Annotated in this window: 14 protein-coding genes; 3 read left to right on the forward strand and 11 right to left on the reverse strand. The window is 70.1% G+C overall.

From position 1 onward, the window contains the following. Positions 1-27 precede the first annotated feature (27 nt). Positions 28-2,256: a HelD family protein gene (locus ACZ37P_RS13880; protein WP_467346839.1), complete on the reverse strand. Its 2,229-nt coding sequence runs from the start codon at positions 2,254-2,256 to the stop codon at positions 28-30. Positions 2,257-2,416: 160 nt separating this feature from the next. Here ACZ37P_RS13880 and ACZ37P_RS13885 point away from each other — a divergent pair, with 160 nt between their 5' ends. Beyond that, on the forward strand, positions 2,417-2,566 hold the full coding sequence (locus tag ACZ37P_RS13885; RefSeq protein ID WP_467346582.1) for a hypothetical protein: 150 nt from the start codon (positions 2,417-2,419) through the stop codon (positions 2,564-2,566). Between the two features lie 306 nt (positions 2,567-2,872). Beyond that, positions 2,873-3,859, forward strand: a complete 987-nt coding sequence (gene hemB / locus ACZ37P_RS13890; protein WP_401723152.1) for a porphobilinogen synthase — start codon at positions 2,873-2,875, stop codon at positions 3,857-3,859. A gap of 13 nt (positions 3,860-3,872) precedes the next feature. On the opposite strand, the gene ACZ37P_RS13895 is transcribed toward hemB, so the two are convergent. The 6 genes from ACZ37P_RS13895 to ACZ37P_RS13920 form a co-directional block, all read right to left on the reverse strand. Further along, positions 3,873-4,769 (reverse strand): patatin-like phospholipase family protein, encoded by an 897-nt coding sequence (locus ACZ37P_RS13895; RefSeq protein ID WP_355340662.1) that lies wholly within the window; start codon positions 4,767-4,769, stop codon positions 3,873-3,875. A 71-nt stretch (positions 4,770-4,840) separates the two neighbouring features. Beyond that, positions 4,841-6,157, reverse strand: coding sequence for a hypothetical protein (locus ACZ37P_RS13900; RefSeq protein WP_401723155.1), 1,317 nt, complete (start codon positions 6,155-6,157; stop codon positions 4,841-4,843). Beyond that, complete coding sequence (locus tag ACZ37P_RS13905) at positions 6,154-7,242, reverse strand: fatty acid desaturase family protein (RefSeq protein WP_467346584.1); 1,089 nt, start codon at positions 7,240-7,242, stop codon at positions 6,154-6,156. Before ACZ37P_RS13905 ends, ACZ37P_RS13900 begins: the two co-directional genes overlap by 4 nt. A 277-nt stretch (positions 7,243-7,519) precedes the next feature. Continuing rightward, a complete protein-coding gene (locus ACZ37P_RS13910; protein ID WP_391163541.1) occupies positions 7,520-8,740 on the reverse strand; it encodes an acyltransferase family protein in 1,221 nt (406 codons plus the stop codon). 79 nt (positions 8,741-8,819) lie between these two features. Further along, positions 8,820-9,113, reverse strand: coding sequence for a DUF397 domain-containing protein (locus tag ACZ37P_RS13915; protein ID WP_467346586.1), 294 nt, complete (start codon positions 9,111-9,113; stop codon positions 8,820-8,822). After that, complete coding sequence (locus ACZ37P_RS13920) at positions 9,113-9,943, reverse strand: helix-turn-helix domain-containing protein (protein ID WP_467346588.1); 831 nt, start codon at positions 9,941-9,943, stop codon at positions 9,113-9,115. Before ACZ37P_RS13920 ends, ACZ37P_RS13915 begins: the two co-directional genes overlap by 1 nt. A 113-nt stretch (positions 9,944-10,056) precedes the next feature. Here ACZ37P_RS13920 and ACZ37P_RS13925 point away from each other — a divergent pair, with 113 nt between their 5' ends. After that, complete coding sequence (locus ACZ37P_RS13925; protein ID WP_355340645.1) at positions 10,057-10,473, forward strand: ATP-binding protein; 417 nt, start codon at positions 10,057-10,059, stop codon at positions 10,471-10,473. Positions 10,474-10,480: 7 nt separating this feature from the next. Here ACZ37P_RS13925 and ACZ37P_RS13930 read toward each other — a convergent pair whose 3' ends face one another. The 4 genes from ACZ37P_RS13930 to ACZ37P_RS13945 all read right to left on the reverse strand — a co-directional run bounded on the left by ACZ37P_RS13930 (position 10,481) and on the right by ACZ37P_RS13945 (position 15,298). Continuing rightward, complete coding sequence (locus tag ACZ37P_RS13930; protein ID WP_391163540.1) at positions 10,481-11,290, reverse strand: DUF4253 domain-containing protein; 810 nt, start codon at positions 11,288-11,290, stop codon at positions 10,481-10,483. A gap of 753 nt (positions 11,291-12,043) precedes the next feature. Next, positions 12,044-12,784, reverse strand: a complete 741-nt coding sequence (locus ACZ37P_RS13935; protein ID WP_391163539.1) for a chitinase — start codon at positions 12,782-12,784, stop codon at positions 12,044-12,046. Positions 12,785-12,963: 179 nt separating this feature from the next. After that, positions 12,964-13,542, reverse strand: coding sequence for a YbhB/YbcL family Raf kinase inhibitor-like protein (locus ACZ37P_RS13940; RefSeq protein WP_355340636.1), 579 nt, complete (start codon positions 13,540-13,542; stop codon positions 12,964-12,966). A 34-nt stretch (positions 13,543-13,576) separates the two neighbouring features. After that, complete coding sequence (locus ACZ37P_RS13945) at positions 13,577-15,298, reverse strand: MFS transporter (protein ID WP_467346590.1); 1,722 nt, start codon at positions 15,296-15,298, stop codon at positions 13,577-13,579. Positions 15,299-15,356: the final 58 nt, after the last annotated feature.

Below are 15,356 nucleotides of genomic sequence, written 5' to 3' on the forward strand. Positions count from 1 at the left end.
GACCTGGTGGGCCCCACGGGCCCACGACTACCGCAGCGCCGGGGGCAGTTGCTCCCGGTGGACGACGCCCAGGCGCTGCGTGGCGCGGGTGAGCGCCACATACAGGTCGCTCGATCCGAACCGGGCGGGCTCCACGACCAGCACATGGTCGAACTCCAGGCCCTTGGCCTGGCGCGGGGCCAGCAGCACCAACGGCCGGGTCAGGTCGGGCGCTTCGCCCGCCGTGACACCGTCCAGCGCGGCGGCGATCTCCTCGTGCAGCTCGCGCGGCGCGATCACCGCCAGGCGGCCCTGCCCCGGCAGCGGCGTCAGCTCCGCGGCGGCCTTGGCGACCGTCCCCGCCAGGTCCCCGCCCGCGTCCCGCGTCCACGGCCGCTCGCCGGTCGACCGCACCGACACCGGCAGGACGTACTGCGGGTCCTGCGCCCGTACGACCCTGGCCGCCAGCTCCATGATCTCGGCGGGCGTACGGTAGTTGACCTTCAGCGTGACGTGCTCGAAGCGGTCCCCGACGTACGGCCGCAGGATGTTCTCCCACGAGCCGACGCCCGCCGCCTCCGACGTCTGCGCCGGGTCGCCGACCAGCGTCAGCGAACGCGTCGGGGTGCGGCGCATCAGCAGCCGCCACGCCATCGGCGACAGGTCCTGCGCCTCGTCCACGATGATGTGCCCGAACGCCCAGGTGCGGTCGGCGGCGGCGCGTTCGGCCGCGCTGCGGTGGTCGTCCTCCTCGTGCCGCTCCGCCATCCGCTCGGCGTCGATGATGTCGTGCGCGGCCAGGACCTCGGACTCCTCGTCCTCGAACTCGTACGACTCCGAGCCCCGCGACAGCTCCAGCACGCCCTGCGCGTAGGCGATCCGCTCCTGCCGTACGGCCTCCTCGGCCGCCAGCCGGGCGCTGTCGTCCACGCCGAGGAGTTCGGCGGCCTCGTCCAGCAGGGGGACGTCCGCTGGCGTCCACGGGGCGTCGAGGGGGTTGTCGGGGCGCGGGCGCCGGATCGCGTCGGCGTCCTCGGCGGGCAGGTACACCGGCGCGGCCAGATAGTCGGCCAGGAACGCCTCGGGGGTCAGCGGCGGCCACAACTCGTCGACGGCGGCGTGGACTTCCTTGCTCGCCGCGATGGCCCGGCCGAGCAGCGCGATGTCGTCGGGCCCGAGGAAGTTGGGCCCGCCGTACGGGTCGGCGCCGATCCGCTCGGCGAGCTGCGCGGTCAGCGCGTCGATCACGCGGAAGACGAAGTGCGGGCGGCCGAGGTTGTGCGGCAGCAGGGTGTCGCGGGCCGCCTGCCGGGCCTCGTACGCGATCTCCCAGTCGAGGATGAGGTCGCCGTCGTCGTGCCGGATGATCAACGGGGCGCCGGGCTCGGGCAGTTGCTGCCGGTCGCGGACGGCCGTCGCCAGCGCCTCGGCCATCTCCTCGCCGCCCTTGACGGCGGCGGCGCGCGGCGTGTCGGTGCCGGTGGCGTGGACGCCGGGGAAGAGTTCGGCCTGGGTGGCGAGCAGGACGCCGGTCTCGCCGAGCGCGGGCAGCACCTCTTCGATGTAGCGCAGGAACGCCGGGTTGGGGCCGACGATCAACACCGCGCGCTTGGAGAGCAGTTCGCGCTGCTCGTACAGCAGGAACGCGGCCCGGTGCAGGGCGACGGCGGTCTTGCCGGTGCCGGGGCCGCCCTCCACGACCAGGACGCCCCGGTGCGGGGCGCGGATGATGGTGTCCTGCTCGGCCTGGATGGTCCGCACGATGTCGCCCATCCGGCCGGTGCGCGCGGAGTTGAGCGCCGCGAGCAGCACGCTGTCGCCGTTGGGGTCCTCGAAGCCGGTGCGTTCGCCGTCGGCCAGGTCCAGGATCTCGTCGTGCAGCTCGGTGACGGTGCGGCCCTCGCTGGCGATGTGGCGGCGGCGCCGCAGGCCCATCGGGGTGTGCCCGGTGGCGAGGTAGAAGGGGCGGGCGACGGGCGCGCGCCAGTCGATGAGCAGCGGCGTACGGTCGGCGTCGTCCTCGCGGATGCCGATCCGGCCGATGTGGTGCGTGGCACCGTCGGAGCGGTCGACGCGGCCGAAGCACAGCGAACCGTCGACCGCGTTCAGCGCCGCGAGCAGGCCGGAGCGCTCCGCGACCCGGATGTCGCGTTCGAGCCGCGCCTGGAGGCCGGTGCCGACCGGCGTCAGCGCGTCCTCGACGCCCTGCGCCGCGACACCGCGCAGCGCGTCGACCCGCGCGTGGACGCGGTCGATGAATTCCTGCTCTTCCCGCAATTCGACGCTTTCCCGATTTGACAAAACGGCTCCCCGTCGGATATGGTTCTTCTTGTTGGCCCCGTGATCGGGGCCTTTCCCATGTGCGCTGAATGCGCGCAGAAGAAACCAATATACGCGTGGCGATCCCCGGTCGGCAATTGCCCACCGGGGATTTCTCGTGCCCCGCGGCCCGTACCCGGTCGTCCTCTGCTCGCCCGGCGCGGGCGACCCGCGCTCGATGGGCACCAAGCTCTACGACGACCTCGCCTCGCGCGGCTACGACCGCCCCTCGCACCGCTGCCCGGAGGCGCGCTTCTTCTCCGGGTGAGCCCGGCCCGCATCGGCAAGGCGCATTCACCAGGCCGCGACACCCCCTGGGCCGCGACGCCGATGGCCCGTCGGCAACGCCCGAATTTCCGGTGGGCGCCTTTCCGCGGATACGGCGGCGGCCGACGAATTGCGCGGCGCGGAAGCGAACGGATCTTCTTCTCCTCCGCATTGCCGCGGGCCTTTGCGGAGCCGACTGGGCGTCGGGAAAAGCACACCGGGAGCGGGCGTACCGTGGGAGAGAGCCCTCGATCGTGAGGGTGCCTCGATCTCCACGGGTTCGGACCCACGGGAAGGCGGCGCAGCCATGAGCAGCCAATACGGCGAGTTTCCGGGCGCGCGCCCGCGACGTCTGCGGACGACCCCGGCGATGCGCCGCATGGTCGCCGAGACCCGGCTGTCCCCGGCGGAGCTGATCCTGCCGATGTTCGTCCGCGAGGGCATCAGCGCGCCGCAGGAGATCTCCTCCATGCCCGGCGTCGTCCAGCACACCCGCGACTCGCTGCGCAAGGCGGCGGCGGAAGCGGCGGCGGCCGGGGTCGGCGGCATCATGCTCTTCGGCGTGCCCGAGGTGAAGGACGCGGTCGGCAGCCAGGGCACCGAGCCCGACGGCATCCTCCAACTCGGCATCCGCGACGTCGTGTCCGAGGTCGGCGACGCGCTCGTGGTGATGTCCGACCTGTGTCTGGACGAGTACACCGACCACGGTCACTGCGGCGTGCTCGACGCCGAGGGCCGCGTCGACAACGACGCCACGCTGGAGCGCTACGCCGAGATGGCCCAGGTCCAGGCCGACGCGGGCGTCCACGTGGTCGGCCCCTCCGGCATGATGGACGGTCAGGTCGGCGTCGTACGCGACGCGTTGGACGAGATCGGCAAGCAGGATGTGGCGATCCTCGCGTACACCGCGAAGTACGCCTCCGCCTTCTACGGCCCCTTCCGCGAGGCCGTCAACTCCTCGCTCAAGGGCGACCGCAAGACGTATCAGCAGGACCCGGCCAACCTCCGTGAGGCGATGCGCGAGCTGGCGCTGGACCTGGAGGAGGGCGCCGACATGGTGATGGTCAAGCCCGCGCTGCCCTACCTGGACGTGCTGCGCCGCGTCGCCGACGAGGTGAACGTGCCCGTCGCCGCGTACCAGATCTCCGGTGAGTACTCGATGGTCGAGGCCGCCGCCGCGAACGGCTGGATCGACCGCGACCGCGCGATCATGGAGACGCTGACGTCCATCCGCCGGGCGGGCGCGAACATGATCCTCACGTACTGGGCGACCGAGGCCGCCCAGCGGCTCTAGGGCCGGACAGGCCCTAGCCCGCCCCTGCCTCCGAGAAGTCCTCGAACTCGCAGTCGGACAGCGCCGCCAGGGCGTCGGCGTACCCCAACTCCTCGGCCCGCAGCAGCCGTTTGCGGTCGGTCTCCGTCCGGCTGGTCAGGACGTCCGGGTCGGACGGGGTGACGCGGTGGATCGGGACGGACCCGAACGAGCCCTGGACCATGATCTGTTCGGAGACCCGCGCCAGCGGGTTGTAGGCGAGCATCAGGCCGCGCACCGGGGCGGATATGCCGGGCGCGGTACGGATGACCAGCGCCTCCTTGCCGCTGAGGTGGTGGCCGAGCGAGCCCGCGCCGACCGTGGAGACGGCGATGACGGCGCTCGGATTGCGCGCCAGCGCGCGCAGCAGCGGCAGCGGGTCGGAGATGCCGCCGTCCACGTACGTCTGGGACCGCAGCCGGACCCGCCGGTGGTAGAGCACCGGGATGGCCATGGTGGCCCGCAGCACCTCGAAGAGTTCGGCGTCCGAGGTGCACCGGCCGAGGTCGAAGTACTCGGCGATGGACGTGACCGCGTTGGTGACGGCGACCTCGAAGGTCAGCGCGTGCTTGGTCAGGCTGGCCACCGAGAGCCCGGTCTGCTCGCGGATGACGGAGACGAGCAGGTCGACGTCGACCATCTTCGTCACGCGCCTGCTGTCGATGAAGTTCCGGCCGCTGAGGTCGTCCAGGAACGTCTTCACCAGCCCGGTGAGGTCCGGCGCGTCGTCGGCCCGCGCCTGCCCGGCGAGCACCGCCCCGGCCACGCACCCGGCGCTGGAGGAGTGCACGGAACCCACCTTGCTGTGGATGCCGAGGTCGACCATGCCGCGGACGACCCCCAGCGCGTAGATGGACCGCATCGCGCCACCTTGAACAGCGACCGAAAGCATCGGGGCTCCTTGACTACGGTGAGTACGGTGATCGCGGGGATGGCGACCACGGCCAGCGGCTACGGCTACGGCTACGGCTTGATGAGCTTGATGACCTGGACGGCGATGGCGACCGTCGGCGCGAGGACGGACAACGCGCCCGCGAACAGCAGGCCGTTGCGGATCGGCATGGACGGCAACTTCTGTACGTCGCGCAGGCGTTGCAGCGCCACCAGGTAGCGCACCCCGGCGGACGGATCGGTCGAGTCGGGGTCCGGCATGGCGGCGATGATCTGGTCGATCTGCTCCTTGCGGTCGACCCGCACCTGCCGCCTGATGTGCGTCATCGAGCCGATGAACACATAGAGCACCATGCCCACGAAAGCCGCCAGGCACAACAGCGTCGGATAGGTGCCGATGGCCGGCTGGAGGAAGAAGAACATGGCGAAGGACGTCGCGAAGGTGCAGGTGAGTCCGCCCTGGAGGTTGGACACCGCCTGCCGCAGCTTCGCCCAGCCGTAGAAGTTGTCGGGGTTGAGCGGGTTGGTGCCGAATTTGTACTCGTTCTTCAACTGCTTGAGGAATTTGACGTAGTGGATGCCGACGACGCCCTCCGCGTACGCCATGTACATCCCGACCGTGCCCATGAAGATCCACACCACACCGCCGAAGGTGACCGGCGCGGCCCGCCCCCACCACTGGTCGTACAGCGCGTCGGAGCCCAGGAAGTGGAAGAGGTGGCCCTGGAGGCGGAGGTTGATGCCGGTGACGACGGCGACGATGCCGAGCAGCACCAGCCAGGAGTATTTGCCGTGCTTGGCGTATTTGGCGTTGAGGTCGTCCACGGCCGACTTCAGGTGGGCGCGCGCCTGGTCGTCGCAGCGGATGCAGCCGGACTTGTCCAGGCTCTCGTGGAGGGTCTGGAGGCTGCGGAAGATGCCGTAGACCAGCGGGACGGACCAGGCGATCGAGAAGGTCAGGATGCAGGAGGGGTAGTCGCGCAGGAACGGTACGGCGTTCGCGTCCGGGTCCGCGCTCTCGCGCCGCGACAGGAACGACCACACGTCCGAGAGCACGCTGAGGTCCCAGTGCGGCCGGTAGAACGAGTTCATGATCAGCGCCGACCAGGACACGAGCAGGCAGGCGAGGAGCACCGCCCAGATCGCGACGACGTACGGCGACCGCTCGTCCTCGGGGCTGCCGACGGGGCCCGGCGTCACGGACCGTTTCTTCAGCAGCCGCGAGACGAGGATCGGCTCGACGAGGAAGGGCTTGATGTTCAGCGCTTCGGAGGTGATCGGGACGGGCGTGGGAGGCGGGCCAGGGGGCGGTACCGGGGTCGGCCCCCCCGCGCCTCCGGCGCCTCCGGCGGTCGGCGCGGGAATCGGTCCGGTGGTCGGTGCGGTCACAGTTTCCCCCCGTGTCCAGCGGTGTCCTGCGGTGCCGGGTTCTGTCCTGCGGAGTTCTTTCCGGCGCGGTTCTGTCCCGTGCCGCTCTGTCCCGTGCCGCTCTGTCCCGTGCCGCTCTGTCCCGTGCCGCTCTCCGGCACGGAAAGCGCCCGGATGAGCCGGCCGTGCGATTTCACGGCCGCCCACATGGACGGATGCGTCCGTACCGTCATTTCGGTTCCGGCGAGCAGGGCGACGAGCCGTTCCGTCGCCGCCGGGAGTTCGGGAAAGGTCAGCGTGGGCGCGAGGTGATGGACGCAGTGATACGTCGTGCCGCCGCTGAGCCAGTACCAGAATCCCCGGCCGCCGCCCACGTCGGTGGACCGGGAGAGCTGAGCGGAAAGCGATTCCGTTCCGTCGACGGAAGGACCGTATTCGGCCAGATCCGTATTGTGCTGCACCTGGGTGATCAGCGAGACGAAGGTCCCGGATATCAGGTGGAACAGCAGATACGTCAGCAGTGCCCGGCGCGTCGGCAGCACCAGGAAGACCGGAATCCAGACAACGGCGTGCGGCAGGTACTTGTCGGCCAGCAGAAACCACGGCCAGCCGCGCCCCCGGGGCCCGACCACCCGCCGGACGACCGCCTGCCGTGTCGTCCACAGCTCGCTCGGCTTGAGCATGTTCAGCGTGGAGAACGGCAGCAGCAGCCACATGTAGAGGTGCTGCGCGCGGTGCAGGGCGTGCCACGGCTGCTCGGCGGTCACCCGCCCGAACCAGCCGAACTGGATGTCCGGGTCGAACGCCGGATTTCCCACGTACCGGTGGTGCAACCGCACGTGCTTGTGAAACCACCAGCGCGGCCCGAGGCCGATCGCCGCCGACCCCGCACGCAGTACGGCTTCCGACCTCCACCGGCCGCCGCGCACATTTCCGTGCACCGCGTCGTGGAACCAGGACCCGACCATGGAAACGGACGCCAGTGCGAAAAGCGTGATTCCGCCGAACCACGCGATACCGCCGGGCGAGACGAACGGCGACCGTGCGAAGGCGAGTACCAGAACGTATCCGGCGGACATGAGCGCGACCCGTACCGCGAAGTCCACGGCATAACGGGAAGCGGGCGGTCTGGCCCTTCGGGATAACTCCGACTGCCGAAATCCGCGCAGAAGGTGATCGGACGCAGGCGGGCCCGATTCGAGCAGGGGAGTGGAGGCTAATGGACCTGAGGAGATACGGCTCTGCATTGGTGCTCTCCGGTGCCTGTACGCCCCGAAAGCGGCGGACGATTGGCAGACCGTAGCACCGCCGGTAACCGGCGGTGCGCGGTTTCGTCCAAGGCGATACGCGGAGATACGCCCGAGTCCGGTGGGTTTTCTGGTGCTACCCGGCGGGCGGTTTCGAGTCGGCCCCGGTTGTCGGCGCGGGGACCGGCTTGGCCGGCTTGGCCGGCTTCTTGGGTAGCAGCCAGTTCTTCAGCGCCTTGGCCAGCGGCGTCTCCACGTATGTGTGGACGAGCCAGGCCGCCAGCAGCATCACGGCGACCAGCGCCGGAACCAGGATGCGGGCCGGGAGCACCCCGTGCGTGTGCCGGATGATCTCCCACCCGATGTCTTCGTGCAGCAGATACAACGGATACGTCATCGCACCGGCGACCGTCAGCCAGCGCCAGTTGAAGAAGTTCAGCTTCCCGAGCGCGGCGCCCAGGACGAGACCGTAGAAGATGCTCACGACGGCCAGCGACCACCACCACGACAGATTGGTGTGCGTGGACGCCTCGGCGCTGGCCACCAGATCCGTGAGCTGGTTCTGTGCCATCAGCCAGGACGCCCCCAGCAGCAGCCACAGTATGGGCGTGGGCCCCACCCGGTGCATCAGGTAGATCACGATGCCGCTGACGAAGAAGGCCGCGTACTGGGGAACGATCATCAACTGCAGCAGATCGATCCCCGACTGCGGCGCGATTCCGGCCAGCAACAGCCAGGCGATGCAGAAGGTGACCACTCGCCTGTAGGTCAGCCCCATCATCGCCACGACCATGAACAGCAGGTAGAACCGCAGCTCCACCCAGAGCGACCAGTACACGCCGTCCACGTCCTGCGCGCCCAGCAGCTCCTGGAACATCGTGACATTCGTCAGCACGTCGCTCGCGGCAAGGGTCGTTCCCCCCGGCCGCGTCACCAGCACCGTCGTGGTCACCGCGATGGCGAACCAGTACGCCGGATAGAGCCGGACGAACCGCGACACGGCGAACTGCTTCGGCGTCCGCCCCCAGCACGACATGCAGATGACGAACCCGCTGATCAGGAAGAACAGCTCGACGCCCAGCCATCCGTACCCGGCCACCTCGTGGACGCCGGGGAAGACCGCGCGCGAGGACTTCCCCCACGGGGACTCGAACCAGTCGTCGAAGCCCATGTAGTGGTAGGCGACCACCATGAGCGCGGCTATCAGCCGCAGACCGTCCAGCACGTACAGCCGCTTCTTCGGCTGCGGTGCCCCGCTCCCGGCCTTGCCTCCGGCGGCGGGCTCAGGAACCGGTGCGAGGTCGGGCAGCGGCGCGGAGCCGGTGGGGGCGGCATCTCCGCGAACAACGGTGCTCATAGGTGGGGTGTCCTAGAGGTGAACTGAGGCGAATTGGGGATTCCGCCCACCTTACCCCCGGGTAATTTTTAGGAATGTCCTAAAGAAGTGGCGTTTTATCGGTCATATCGGAACCCGGCGCCGCCGTGGCGGTGGCGGTCGCGGCGAAGGTGGCGAAGGCCGCCCATGCGGCCGGGGTGAACGTGAGGCTCGGACCCTGGGGGTCCTTGGAGTCCCGCACGTGCACGGCGGCCGGGTGAGCCGCGACCTCGATGCACTCGCCGCCTTCACTTCCGCTGTAGCTGGACTTACGCCACGCGTAGGCGATCTCGACGCAGTTCCCGCCGTCACTTCCGCTGTAGCTGGACTTGAACCACTTCAGTGGGGCGCTCATTACTCTCCTAGCAGCCGGTCCAACAGGCCCTGTGTGTCATAGGGGTTGAGGGCCTGCGTGCGCAGCATGGCATACCTCATTGCGAGGATGCTCACCTCGTCCGGGTCGTAAATGACGAGGCTGCCGCGCTGGGTTTCAGCGTAGGCGAGATGCTCGTGCTGACGGGTCTCGAAGAGGACGAACGACCCGTCGAGCGCAGGGTGGGACTGCTGGGCGAGCGGCAGGATCTGGATCGTGACGCCGGGGAGATCGCTGCACTCGCGCAGATGCCGGAGCTGGTCTCGGTAGACCTGTTCGCCGCCGAGACGGTCGCGCAGAACGGCCTCCGAGATGACGAAGGAAACCGACACGGGCTCCTTGCGGTGCAGGACCGCCTGTCGTTCGATGCGGCCCGAGACCTGGAGCTCGATCTCCTCCTCGCTGAGGATGGGCAGTCGGCTCCGGAACACCGCCCATGCGTACTCCCTGGTCTGCAAGAGACCGGGCAGCACCTGGTTCTCGTATGAGGAGATGGCAAGGGCGTCGCGCTCGTGGTCCATGTACTCCGCCGCCCACGTCGGGTAGACGTCGATGTCCGGCGTGTAGTTCACGGCCACCTCCAGCGCACCCTTGGTCTCCAGGGCACGGTCCAGTTCCTGGGCCAGGGCGAGGGTGAGGGGGCGCCGACCCTGCTCTATCGAGGCGAGCTTGCTTTCGCTGATGATGACGAGGGGAGCCAACTCGGCCTGCGTATAACCCTTCGCGACGCGGAACAGGGCTAATTGCGCGCCGATCAACTGGAAGACGGTCCGGTTCGGCTTCTTCGGCTGCTGCCGTTTGCGTGGTGCCATGGACCTGAAATACCCCACTCCTGCCCGACTTGTATCGCCTGTTACTCGTACACAGGACGTGTACGAGTAACAGGTCTAGTACACCCCGAACACGCTGCGCGACGCTGAGCTTCATGAACGAAGACGTCCAGCACCTGGACCGCCGGGAGCGGTTCTACCGTCGGGAACGGCGCTCGGTCCCCGCCGCGCGGGAGTTCGCGCGGGAAGCTCTCACCGCGTGGGGGTTCGAGAGCCGGGAGGACGAAGTCCTCCTGTGTGTGAGCGAGTTGGCGACCAACGCGCTGCTGCACGGCGTGCCCCCGGGGCGCGGCTTCCTCTTACTGCTGCGCCGCGACCTCGGCACCACCTTGCGGGTCGAGGTGCACGACAGCGGCGGCGGCCGTCCGCACCTGGCCGACCGGCCGGGGCGTGAGCGCGATCAGGAGGAGTCCGGGCGCGGGCTCGTCCTGGTCGACGCGCTGGCCGACAAGTGGGACGTGGGGGAGCGGAACCCCGGCAAGATCGTGTGGTGCGAGTTCGCCGCCCGCTGACCGGGCGTCAGTCCCACCAGAAGGACCACGTGTGGACGTCGAGGACGGCCTTCTCCGCGTACTCGCGCAGCGTCTCGTAGGTGCCCTGGTCGATGTTGTCCGGGCAGAAGGCGTAGTGCTCGGCGGCGACGGCCTCGGCTTCTTCCCGGGTGCTCGGGGGCGCGGCGACGGAGACGGTGAGGCGGTCGAAGGCGAGGGCGATGACTCGTATGCCGAACCGGTCCTCCCACGAGCGGAGCACGGCGCACAGGCGGGCGGGGTCGCTCTCGTAGTTGAGCGGGCCGCTCCAGCCGATCGCTGCGGGTATGTCGGCGCTGCGGCGGGCGTGGACCAGGGCCGCGCGCGGATTCTCCAGCCAGCCGGAGCCGACCATGTCGGCGGTGACCTCGGCGGCCAGGTCGTCGGGGTCGTCCACGGCCTTCGCGGCGGGGGCCAGGCCCGGCCACGCCGCGCCGTACGGCGCGAGGACGTCGTCCTCCTCGACGTCCTCGGCGTCCTCCTCGATCAGGCCCGCCCAGAACTCGGCGAGCACTTCCTCGGCGTCGTGGTCCCCGGCGTACGACGCGTGGTCGGGCATCAACTGCCAGTCCACCGGGCCCTTCGAGTACGGCGCGCTCGCCTCTATCAGCAGCGGTTGCAGGCCCGCCGCCCGCGCGGGCAGCAGACTCGCCCACGCGCCGTCCGCCGCGGGGCCGTCCGCCATCCACAGCAGCGGCTCGTGCCAGCGGCCCTCGAACGTCGTGTCGACCAATGTGCCCGCGGGCAGCCGCAGGTCCAACTCCGCGAGTCGCGGCAGGGGGTTAGGAAGCATCGCCATGCGCCCGACTCTAGGGGCGACCACTGACAGCCGGACAGCCGTGCGTCCCGGACCGTGGGGACGGGATCCGGGACGTACGGTGCGGCCCTGCGGGCCGGGCTTTCCCGGCGGTCAGGCGCCGGGCCCCGGCCCGGCTCCGCGGGGCCTCGTCAGAGGACCGGGCCCGTGCTGTGGCGGTCGGGATACCAGTCCCAGCCGTCCGCGCAGTACCAGACGCCGTGGTGCCGGTAGCACTCGTCGGCCATCGCCGAGGGCCGCCCCTGTCGTGCGGGTCCGGCGGCCGAGGCCGGGCCTGGCACAGAGGCGAGCAAAAGTATTGCCAGCGCCGTGATCGCAGCCGTCCGACCGAGCAACTTCCGCATGCTCAAACTCCTGTTGACCTGGGGGACAGGGACGCCTGATCCCTACCACCCCGGCCTCCTCCCCTACGCGCATATGCCACCTTTCCCCCAAGTAGCCCCACGGTGCCCTTGCGCAGGGCCATGCTTTTGGGGGCGCGGCCCCTGTGCCCTCCCCTTGCGCCAGGAGGTTGCCCACCGTGGGCGCGGGGAACTGCGCGCTCAGCCCGCGCGGTGGTGCGCCTTTGAGAACCGGCCCCAGCGGGGCAGACGCTGTTGTTTTCGGGCTGACAGCCCGGTGGGGGCTGGTCGCGCAGTTCCCCGCGCCCCTGAAAAGATCGGCCAGCCGTCTTGGCAGGGGAACCGCCGAGGGGCGCGCCCCTGAAAAGACCGGCCAGCCGCCCCGGCAAGGGGGTCAGCAGGAGAGGTTGCCGCCGCCGACGTCGGTGCCGAGGAGGCGGGTGAACTTCTTGTAGAGGTTGATGCGGTCGTTGCGCTCGTCCGGATTCTTGCCGTTGCATTCGAGGTCGCCGTTGATGCTGCGGATGGTCTCACCGAAGCCCTTGCCGTTGACCATCGCGTTGTGCGGGGTCATCCTTCCGGCGCCGCTCTGGGTGTTCCAGAACCACAGCCCGGTCTTCCAGGACACGGCGGCGTCGCGCTGCACCAGGGACGGGTTGTGCAGCAGGTCGATGCCGAGGGCGTCACCGGCGGCCTTGTAGTTGAAGTTCCAGCTCAACTGGAGAGGGCCGCGCCCGTAGTAGGCGGCGGTGCCGGCCGGGCAGCCGTAGGGCTGGCCGCGGTCGCAGTAGTGGGAGTAGTTGGCGGTGTTCTGCTCGACCACGTACCGCAGGCCGCCGGTCTCGTGGCTCACGTTGGCCAGGAAGGCCGCCGCCTCGCGCTTGCGCGCCGAGCCGTCGCCGGAGCGGGCGAAGCCGGGGTAGGCGTCCAGCGCGCGGACCAGGCCTTGGTAGGTGTAGAAGGAGTTCCGCGCCGGGAACATCTGGCCGAACTGGGCCTCGCTGACGACGAACGAACCGGCCGCCGCGGCGGGCGCCGCCGGAACGGCGACCGCGAGCCCGCTCGCGACGGCTGCGGCGCTGAGCACCGCCAGAAGGCGGGACCGGGTGCGGGACACGGCACGGGACAGGGACATCTGCGCTCCTTGGGTGAGGCGGGCACGCGTCGCTCGCCGCCCGGACGGGACGGTCCGGGCGGGGGGAGACGGAGAGCGACGCAACGGCCGCCAGAATTACAGCCGTTCGCCCGAAATGCGCATATGACGCGCCGATATGCCGTCAAGAGTGTGGATCACAAGGCCGCGGCCGGCCGGGGTCAGCGCTCGTACACCCCGGTCAGCCGGCCGCGGGCGAGGACGGGGGAGGCGACGGCGGGCAGGACGGTACGGGGGCGGGCGCGGGTCAGGTCCTTCGTGGTCGGGGCGCCGTCGGTCACGGGGGCGGCGAGGGCGAAGAGCTGGAAGACGTAGCGGTGCGGGCCGTGGCCCTTGATCGGCGCGGGACCGTGGTAGCCGCGGCCGATGGTCGACCGCAGCACCCGTACGCCCGGGGCGGGTTGACGCGCGGACAGGGCGCCGGTGTCCAGGCGGCCGGCCGTCGCCGGGTCGATCAGGGCGAGGCAGTGCACGGCGGGCTTGGACATGGGGACGTCGATGTCCTCGACGGACAGCAGGAGTTGGGCGGTGCCGTCCGGCAGCGGGGTCCACGCCAGGCGCGGGGAGAGGTCGGCGCCGCCGACGTTCTTCGCGCACTGCTCCAGCGGCAGGGGGCCGCCGTCCGTGAAGTCCTCGCTGGTGAGGGTCAGCAGGTCGGGGCCCTGGAGGTTGGGCAGGTGCCACGCCGCGTGGGCGTCGCCCGACTTGCGGTTGCTGAGGAGTCGGCCGAGCAGGGGCATGTGTCTCTCCTGGAGTGAGGGGCCGTCGGCGGCGTCAGGGAGCCGTGGACGGCTGGTGCTCGCGCTTCCGGCGCTCGCGGCCGGGAGCGGCGGGGTTGGCGCCGCGCAGCATCGAGGCGACGGCGGCGAGGAAGGCGAGGACGGCGCCGAAGGCGAACACGATGACCAGGCCGGAGTGGAAGGGCCCCGAGATCAGGTCGGGGAAGAACTCGTGTCCGGTCAGCGTCTGCCGCTGCGCCGCCGTCAGACGTGCCAGGGTGCCGGTGGGTTCGAGCAGGTGCTGCACCGGGTTGACGCCGAGCTGCGCGGCGAACAGGGACGAGACCGGGGGCAGGCCGCCGACCTGGGCCGCGACGTGCGCCGGTACGCCCTGCTGCTGGAGGCCGCTGGTGAGGGTGTGCGGGAGGCTGCTGGCCAGTCCGGCGATCATCAGGGAGAAGAAGACGCCGATGGACACGGCGGTGCCCGAATTCTGGAAGGTCGCCCGCATGCCGGACGCGACCCCGCGCAGCTCGTCCGGCACGCTGCCCATGATCGAGGAGGAGTTGGGGGAGGCGAACATGCCGCTCGCGATCCCGTTGAGCGCGATCAGCAGCGCGAAGATCCAGTAGCTGAAGTCGATCGGCAGGAGCATCAGGCCGAGGAAGCTGGCGCCGAACAGCAGCGCGCCGCCGGTGGCCAGGCCGCGGGAGCCGATCCGGTCCGACAGATAGCCGGAGACCGGGCCCGCGGCGAGGAAACCGGCGGTCAGCGGCAGCATGAAGATGCCCGCCCACAGGGGTGTGTCGCTGTAGTCGTAGCCGTGCAGCGGCAGCCAGATGCCCTGGAGCCAGATGATCAGCACGAACTGCATGCCGCCGCGGCCGATCGAGATGGCCAGGCCCGCCAGATTGCCGAAGGTGAAGGCCCGCAGCCGGAACAGCCCCAGTTGGATCATCGGCGAGGTGGCGCGTCTCTCGATGACGACGAACGCCGCCAGCAGGGCGAGGCCGCCCACGACCAGGGCGACGACCAGCGGATTCGTCCAGCCCATGGTGTGGCCGCCGTAGGGCTGGAGGCCGAAGGTGACCGCGATCAGCACCGCGCTCAGGCCCACCGCGAAGGTGATGTTGCCCCACCAGTCGACACGGCCGCCGCCGCGCTTTCCGGTGTCGCGCAGGGTGCGGTACGCCCACAGGGTGAAGAAGACGCCGACCGGCACGTTCACCCAGAACACCGCGCGCCAGTCCCACGCGGCGAGCAGGCCGCCCGCGACCAGGCCGATGAACATCCCGGCCAGGGCCGCGACCTGGTTGATCCCGAGCGCGAAGCCGCGCTGTTCCCTGGGGAAGGCGTCGACCAGGATCGCGGCGGAGTTGGCCGTCAGCATCGAGCCGCCCACGGCTTGCAGCACCCGCCAGCCGATCAGCCACATCGCGCCGTGGCCGCCGTCGTACGGGTCGAAGGAGAGCAGGATCGAGGCGAAGGTGAAGACGGCGAAACCGGAGTTGTAGATACGGACCCGGCCGTACATGTCGCCGAGGCGGCCGACGGTGACGACGAGGACGGCCTGGACCAGCCGGTACCCCATGATCATCCACAGCAGGTACGCGATGTTGCCCGGCGCGAGCGGGTCCAGGTGGATGCCGCGGAAGATGGCGGGGAGCGCGATCAGGACGATCGAGCCGTCGAGCGCGGACATGAAGACGGCGGCGGTGGTGTTGGTCAGCGCCGTCCACTTGTACCGGTCGCCCAGCGCCTGGGAGGGATGGGACATCGGCTCGCTTCCTGTCGCGTCCGGGGGCTTCCCGACGGGTCCTCGGGCGGGGTCCGTC

It is taken from the genome of Streptomyces sp. NPDC024632, assembly GCF_055559175.1.

Bases quoted from the DNA above. Each gene is read 5' to 3' on its own strand.
- hemB (WP_401723152.1), top strand. From the start codon at position 2,873: ATGAGCAGCCAATACGGCGAGTTTCCGGGCGCGCGCCCGCGACGTCTG.
- ACZ37P_RS13895 (WP_355340662.1), bottom strand. From the start codon at position 4,769: ATGCTTTCGGTCGCTGTTCAAGGTGGCGCGATGCGGTCCATCTACGCG.
- ACZ37P_RS13910 (WP_391163541.1), bottom strand. From the start codon at position 8,740: ATGAGCACCGTTGTTCGCGGAGATGCCGCCCCCACCGGCTCCGCGCCG.
- ACZ37P_RS13915 (WP_467346586.1), bottom strand. From the start codon at position 9,113: ATGAGCGCCCCACTGAAGTGGTTCAAGTCCAGCTACAGCGGAAGTGAC.
- ACZ37P_RS13920 (WP_467346588.1), bottom strand. From the start codon at position 9,943: ATGGCACCACGCAAACGGCAGCAGCCGAAGAAGCCGAACCGGACCGTC.
- ACZ37P_RS13925 (WP_355340645.1), top strand. From the start codon at position 10,057: ATGAACGAAGACGTCCAGCACCTGGACCGCCGGGAGCGGTTCTACCGT.
- ACZ37P_RS13930 (WP_391163540.1), bottom strand. From the start codon at position 11,290: ATGGCGATGCTTCCTAACCCCCTGCCGCGACTCGCGGAGTTGGACCTG.
- ACZ37P_RS13935 (WP_391163539.1), bottom strand. From the start codon at position 12,784: ATGTCCCTGTCCCGTGCCGTGTCCCGCACCCGGTCCCGCCTTCTGGCG.
- ACZ37P_RS13940 (WP_355340636.1), bottom strand. From the start codon at position 13,542: ATGCCCCTGCTCGGCCGACTCCTCAGCAACCGCAAGTCGGGCGACGCC.
- ACZ37P_RS13945 (WP_467346590.1), bottom strand. From the start codon at position 15,298: ATGTCCCATCCCTCCCAGGCGCTGGGCGACCGGTACAAGTGGACGGCG.